This window comes from Advenella sp. RU8 (genome assembly GCF_048381675.1).
GTDB lineage: Bacteria > Pseudomonadota > Gammaproteobacteria > Burkholderiales > Burkholderiaceae_B > Advenella.
This window is the reverse complement of sequence record NZ_JBLWIS010000005.1, coordinates 218328-225165: the sequence shown is the minus strand read 5'-3', so window position 1 is coordinate 225165 and position 6838 is coordinate 218328. Positions and strand designations below refer to the sequence as shown.

General features: G+C 54.2%; 4 protein-coding genes. 2 read left to right on the top strand and 2 right to left on the bottom strand.

Features of this window, described 5'->3' with window-relative positions; translation table 11 throughout:
- Nucleotides 1-20 precede the first annotated feature (20 nt).
- Both putA and ubiA read right to left on the bottom strand, forming a co-directional pair.
- Nucleotides 21-3845 (bottom strand): trifunctional transcriptional regulator/proline dehydrogenase/L-glutamate gamma-semialdehyde dehydrogenase, encoded by a 3825-nt coding sequence (putA, locus tag ACM5Q9_RS08815; RefSeq protein ID WP_418144357.1) that lies wholly within the window; start codon nucleotides 3843-3845, stop codon nucleotides 21-23.
- 114 nt (nucleotides 3846-3959) lie between these two features.
- On the bottom strand, nucleotides 3960-4886 hold the full coding sequence (ubiA, locus tag ACM5Q9_RS08810; RefSeq protein ID WP_418144356.1) for a 4-hydroxybenzoate octaprenyltransferase: 927 nt from the start codon (nucleotides 4884-4886) through the stop codon (nucleotides 3960-3962).
- Between the two features lie 250 nt (nucleotides 4887-5136).
- Here ubiA and ACM5Q9_RS08805 point away from each other — a divergent pair, with 250 nt between their 5' ends.
- Together ACM5Q9_RS08805 and ACM5Q9_RS08800 are read left to right on the top strand one after the other, a co-directional pair.
- Entirely contained in the window at nucleotides 5137-6429 is a 1293-nt protein-coding gene (locus ACM5Q9_RS08805; protein ID WP_418144355.1) for a putative Na+/H+ antiporter, read from the top strand.
- A gap of 113 nt (nucleotides 6430-6542) precedes the next feature.
- On the top strand, nucleotides 6543-6824 hold the full coding sequence (locus ACM5Q9_RS08800; protein ID WP_418144354.1) for an FmdB family zinc ribbon protein: 282 nt from the start codon (nucleotides 6543-6545) through the stop codon (nucleotides 6822-6824).
- Nucleotides 6825-6838 lie beyond the last annotated feature (14 nt).

Genomic DNA, 6838 nt, shown 5'->3' with positions numbered 1-6838 from the left:
CTCTTGCGTGGGAATGCGTATTACCCAATCGTCATCAAACTGGCATTGCCACCCGCTGCTGCGGTATTGGTGCTAATGCTTTGCTCATGGACCAGGCCCAGCCAGGGATATTGTTTGCCCTGGATGATTTCTTCCGGGCTTAATCCGTAAGCAATAATAATTGGCCCCTTGCGCTGGCTTAGCCGCAGGTTCAGGCTGCGCAGGTCATCACTGTCCCCTTCAAACAAGGCGGCATCAAAGCCGGTCTCGTCAATTTGGGTATCGGCAATCAGGCTTGCCTGTTCACGCAGGCTAGGATCTGCCTGGTCCAGCCATTGGTGGGTTTCGGGGGTATCAATAAACAGGGCTTTGTTGCCGGTGGCGGTGATCTGGTGCAACTGGGTGGTAAAGCCTTGCCCGCTTTGTGGAAACGCCAATACCGTGCCTCGGGGTACCAGACGGTACACGTTGGTTTCTCCGGTCGGGCCGGGCAGGGTCAGCGAAAGGCTGTCCGGCTGGCTTGGGTTGAAAGGGGCTGGCAGTTGGTCGTTGCCCTGGGAGAGCAGGCGGAACAGATATAAGGGACCACCCGCTTTCGGTCCGGTGCCTGACAGGCCCTGGCCGCCAAACGGCTGTACGCCAACCACGGCACCGACAATATTGCGGTTGACATAAATATTGCCAGCATGAATGCGTTTGGAAAGATGGGTAATGGTTTCGTCAATCCGGGAATGGATGCCAAAGGTCAGGCCATAACCGGTCTGGTTGATGGCATTCACCAGGGAATCCAGATCCTGGCGCTGGTAGCGCGCCACGTGCAGGACGGGTCCAAATACCTCACGTTCCAGCTCTGCAATATCATTGATTTCAATCAGGGCTGGCGCAACGAAGGTGCCAAATTCCGTGTTCTTGTCCATCGAAATTTGCGTAACCTTGTGGCCGGCCTGGCGCATTTTTTCAATATGGCGCTCGATAATCTCCTTGGCTTCCCGGTCAATGACGGGGCCTACGTCGGCAGACAGCAAATCGGGCCGGCTTACCGAAAGTTCTTTCATTGCCCCTTTGAGCATGGTCAGGATTTGATCGGCGGCGTCTTCCTGCAGGCATAAAATACGCAGGGCGGAACAACGCTGGCCAGCGGAATCAAAGGCCGAGTTCAGGACATCAAAAACCACCTGTTCGGACAGGGCAGAGGAGTCGACGATGAGGGCGTTCTGGCCGCCGGTTTCGGCAATCAGGGGAATGGTGTGGCCGTGTGGGTCAAGCCTGCCCGAGAGTTTGCCGGCAAGAATGCGCGCCACTTCGGTAGAGCCGGTAAACATCACGCCACGGATGGCTTCATGTGAAACTAGTTGGTCGCCCACGGTTTCGCCATTGCCGGGTAACAGCTGGACGGCTTCACGTGGAATGCCTGCAGCGTGCAAAATGGCCACCGCCTGTGCGGCAATCAAGGGGGTTTGTTCGGCAGGCTTGGCCAATACGGTATTGCCTGCCGCCAGGGCCGCACTGACCTGGCCTGTAAAAATGGCCAGCGGGAAGTTCCAGGGGCTAATGCAAACCACGGGTCCCAAGGGGAGATGTACTTCTTCTTTGAAGTTAAGTTCGATCTGCTCGGCGTAATAACGCAGGAAGTCAACCGCCTCACGTACTTCGGCAATGGCGTTAGGCAGGGACTTGCCCGCTTCCCTGATAATTAGCCCAAGCAGTACCTGCATATTGTTTTCCATGAGCTGGGCTGCGGTGCGCAGGCAATGGGCGCGCTCCTTGATCGGCGTGGCTTGCCAGATGGGTGCCATCTTGACTGATGCCGCGACGGCCTGGCGGACGTCGTCCTCGCTGGCCTCGATGACCTTGCCTACTTCATCGCGATGGTCTGCCGGATTCAGTGATGCCAGTGCACGTTCATCGCTCCATGCCTCTTCGGGCAGGAGGGTAGGGGCTGCCTTCCAGGCCTGGGAGGCGCTGTTCAGCAGGGCGGCAGACAGGGATCCAAGGCGGTGTTCGTTGCTTAGGTCAATGCCCGAGGAGTTTTGGCGCTTGCTGCTGATACCTGGTTTGCTGGCGTGGTAGATCTCAAGTGGCAGGGGGATTTTTTCATGGGGAGCGCCCAGTGGCGTGATGCGGGCAACCGTTTCCAGCGGATTTTCCACCAGCGTGTTGATATCAATGCTTTCATCGGCAATCTGGTTCACAAAAGACGTATTGGCACCGTTTTCCAGCAGGCGGCGCACAAGGTAGGCCAGCAGGGTTTCGTGGGTGCCAACGGGAGCGTATACACGACAAGGACGGTTCAGTTTTTTGGGGCCAACCACTTCTTCATATAAAGGCTCGCCCATGCCATGCAGGCACTGAAATTCGTACTGGCCAGGGTAGTAGTTTTTGCCGGCCAGGTGATAGATGGCTGACAGGGTTTGGGCATTATGGGTGGCAAATTGCGGGAAGACGGCATCGGGAGCATCCAGCAGTTTACGGGCACAGGCCAGATAGGCCACGTCGGTATAGGATTTGCGGGTATAAACCGGGTAGCCTTCCAGGCCCTCTACTTGGGCCCGCTTGATTTCGCTGTCCCAATAGGCGCCTTTGACCAGGCGGATCATGAGACGGTGGTGGGTGCGCCGGCCCAGGTCAATGACATAGTCAATCACATACGGGGCACGTTTCTGGTAGGCCTGAATCACAAAGCCGATGCCGTTCCAGCCGTCAAATTCGCTGTGGTGGCAAAGCGCTTCGAGCAGGTCCAGCGACAGCTCCAGGCGGTCGGCCTCCTCGGCGTCAATATTCAGACCGATATCGTAGGATTTGGCCAGTTTGGTTAATGCGACCAGGCGTGGCAGCAGTTCATTCATGACGCGTTCGCGCTGGGCGCGGGAATAACGCGGATGCAAGGCCGACAGCTTGATGGAAATGCCCGGTCCTTCATAAATGCCGCGACCCTGTGAGGCTTTGCCAATCGCATGAATCGCTTGTTCGTATGAATCGTAGTAGCGTTGGGCGTCTGCCATGGTGGTGGCTGCTTCACCCAGCATGTCATAGCTGTAACGGAAACCGCGGGCTTCAAATTTGCGGCTGTTGGCCAGTGCGGAAGAAATGGTTTGTCCTGACACGAACTGTTCACCCATCATGCGCATGGCCATGTTCACGCCCTGGCGAATCAGGGGTTCGCCACCCTTGCCGATCAGGCGGGTAAGGGCCGAGGAAAGGTTTTGTTCACTATTGACGGCTACCAGTTTGCCGGTCAGCATCAGGCCCCAGGTAGCGGCATTGACAAACACTGATGATGAGCCGCCCATGTGGGATTTCCAGTCGCCATGGCTTAATTTGTCGCGAATCAGGGCGTCACGGGTGGCTTTGTCGGGAATGCGCAGTAGCGCTTCGGCCAGGCACATCAAGGCCACACCTTCCTGGCTGGATAGGGCAAATTCCTGGATCAGCCCTTCAACCCCACCCGAAGGTCGCTTGTCTTTGAGGGCTTTCACCAGCGACAGGGCCAGTTCCCGGGTTTGTTCGGGCTGGGCAATGTGCGCTTGCTCCAGCAAAACGGGCAGGCATTCGGTTTCGGGGCGACGATAGGCAGAGGTAATGGCTGCGCGCAGTACCGACTGGGGCTGGATATCCTGGCCAAACTCGTAAAATGGCGGGTTGACCGCATCATTGTCGGGAATGTCGATGTCGCCTTCGCTTGCCTGGATCACCAGATGAGCCAGTTCTTCGGGGGTGTGTCCCCGTTCGATCTGGTCCAGATAGGCCAGCAGGGCCTGTTTGTGGAGCCAGTGAGGGGTGCAGTTGAGTTTGCTGGCATTGTGCTGCAAACGTTCTTTCAGGGTGGAATCGACCTTGATTCCCAGGGTGGTGTTATTGTTGGCCATTTTTTTCTGCCGTCACGGGTTGCTCATGACAGCATAGGTTATAGATTTTTATGGCCTTGTAATATTAGGGTTAACCATTATTAAGAAAAGGTTAACCCAATGAAAGTAAATTGTTTATATAGGGGTAATACTACCCAGCAGGGCCCCGGCAATCAGAAAAATACCGGTCCAGATATTGGCGCGAAACAGGGCAAAGCTTTTGTCCCGGCGGTTAATGTCGAAGGTGTACAGCTGCCAGAAAAAATGCAGCACAATAATGGCCATGAATACGCCGTAACCCCAGCCCATTTCCATTTCAAGACCGGCCCAGATCCACAGCATCGCCGTTGCCGCATAAAATCCGCTTAGCCAGGTCAGGCCTTTTTCACCAAATCTCAGGGCGGTTGAGCGTAGTCCGAGTTTGATGTCGTCTTGCATGTCGGCATAGGCATAAATGGTGTCATAACCAATTTGCCACATGACGGCGCCCAGCCACATGGCAATGGCAGCGGTGGGAACCGTATTTTGGGTGTCTGACCAGGCCATGAGCATGCCCCAGTTGAAAGCAACGCCCAGTACGGCTTGGGGCCAATAGGTAAATCGCTTGCAGAGCGGGTAAATAAAGACGATGGGCACTAGCAATACCGCCAGCCAGCGGCTGTAACTGTTGATGAAAAATAGCAATACGGCAGCCAGGGCCAGTTGGGCAAACAGGAAAACATAAGCCTGCTTAAGGGTGATTTGGCCGCTGGTCAGGGGGCGGTAACGGGTGCGCGCCACGTGTTTATCAAAATCGCGGTCGCAAATATCGTTAATGGTGCAGCCCGCACTGCGCATGAGCAGGGCGCCCAGGCAAAAAATGAACAGGCGCCAGAAATCGGGCAGGCCGTTGGCCGCCTGAATCAATGCGGCAATGCAAGGTAACAGGGTAAGCCAGGTGCCAATCGGACGATCCAGCCGGCAGATACGGGCATAGGGTCCCCAGGAGGCAGGCAGGTAACGCGCGACCCAGTCGTTATGGTGAATATCGCTTAAATCGGGTTGTTGGGTGTTGACAGTCATGGATATTGCGCATCGGTTCAGGACAAAGTAGCCGCATTTTAACGTGTTTATCGGGTTCGCGGCAAAACCCGGCGGTTTGTGTCAAGGCGGCAAATAAATTGCAAAAGTATGTTGCATAAGGGTGATATGGCGGTTGGGCTGCGTTTGTTCCTATACAATAATTTCTTTTGGTAACAGACCCGGCACCAAATAACTACATTTTCAGTTGCCTTCTGTTTGATTGGTCACCTTGTTTTCAGGTTCATTTTATATGCCCGGCTATATAGAGACACTTGCAACCGTTTTGTTTGCAATCGCGATTATTCATACTTTTTCGGTTTCTTATTTTGCAAAACTGGCCCATAAGCCCGGACCCCATGCGGGCATGTGGCATTTGCTGTCTGAAGTGGAAGGGGTGTTCGGTGTCTGGGCTGCCATCCTGATCGTTTGCATGGCATTGGCCGGTGGGTTGAATGCCGCGGTTGAATACATGGACAGCCGCAATTTCACCGAGCCCCTGTTTGTATTTGCCATTATGGTGGTGGCCGCCAGCCGGCCGATTCTTCAGCTGGTTAGCGGTACAGTGCGATTTATTGCCAGAGTGGTTCCCGTGCAAACCGAAGTGGCCACGTTTTTCATTACCCTCTCGTTGGTGCCCCTGGCCGGCTCTTTCATTACCGAGCCCGCTGCCATGACGCTGGCTGCCTTGATGTTAAAAGAAGGTTTTTTTACCCGCAGCGGCAATGTGCGCTTTAAGTACCTGGCGCTGGGCGTATTGTTTGTCAATGTCTCTATTGGTGGCGTGCTTACCGCCTATGCGGCGCCACCAGTGTTGATGGTGGCACAGAAATTTGGCTGGGACTCCTTGTATATGGCCACTCATTTTGGCTGGAAAGCCGCTATTGCGGTCATTGCCAATGCCCTGATCATTACCTTGATTTGTCGCAAGGATATCAAGGCGCGTGCAGTGGGTACCGGTCGTGGTATCAATGCGCCTAAAAATCAAACCCCTGAGAAGGTTCGTCCGCCGGTACCGTTGGGCGTTATCCTGATACATTTGCTATTCCTGGTGGGCATTGTGTTGTTTGCGCATCATGTAGCCATTTTCCTTGGCCTGCTGATGTTGTTTATTGGTTATTGTGAAGCCTATAAACGCTACCAAGACCCACTCATGATCCGTGAAGGCCTGATGGTTGGCTTCTTCCTGGCCGGGTTGGTTATCTTGGGCGGACTGCAGCAGTGGTGGTTGCAAGATGTGCTGGGCGGCATGTCGCCAACCGTGCTGTATTGGGGATCTACGGCCTTGACGGCAGTCACTGATAATGCAGCGCTGACTTATTTGGGTTCCCTGGTGGAAGGTACCAACGAAATCTGGCGTTATATGCTGGTTGCGGGTGCGGTAACCGGGGGCGGTCTTACGGTTATTGCCAATGCCCCCAACCCGGCCGGGTTTTCCATTTTGCGTGGTTGCTTTCCCCATGGCGCGATTTCACCGAAATGGTTGCTGGTGTCTGCCTTGTTGCCAACAGGCATGGCTGCCATCATGTTTTTATTGCCCGCATAGAATTCTTCAGGTACAGGTTTGTAAAAACACGTTAAAATAAACGGTTTTATTGGATTTTACATTGGGCAAGGTGTATTTATGCCTGCCCGTGTTTATTTTTTGTGAGTTAAGCCGTGCCAATTTATGCGTATAAATGCAGCGCTTGCGGTCATGAGCAGGATGTGCTGCAAAAAATGTCTGATGAACCCCTTACCGTTTGCCCCAAGTGCAATCAGGAAACCTACGCCAAGCAGGTTACTGCAGCCGGTTTTCAATTAAAGGGAACAGGGTGGTATGTGACTGATTTCCGTGGTGGGAACTCGTCTTCTGGTGGATCATCAGCAAGTTCCAGTTCATCTTCCGCTTCAGGAAGCAGTGCCGCCGCCTCATCAGGAAGCAGCAGTACTTCAGCTTGATTTTTAACTAGGAT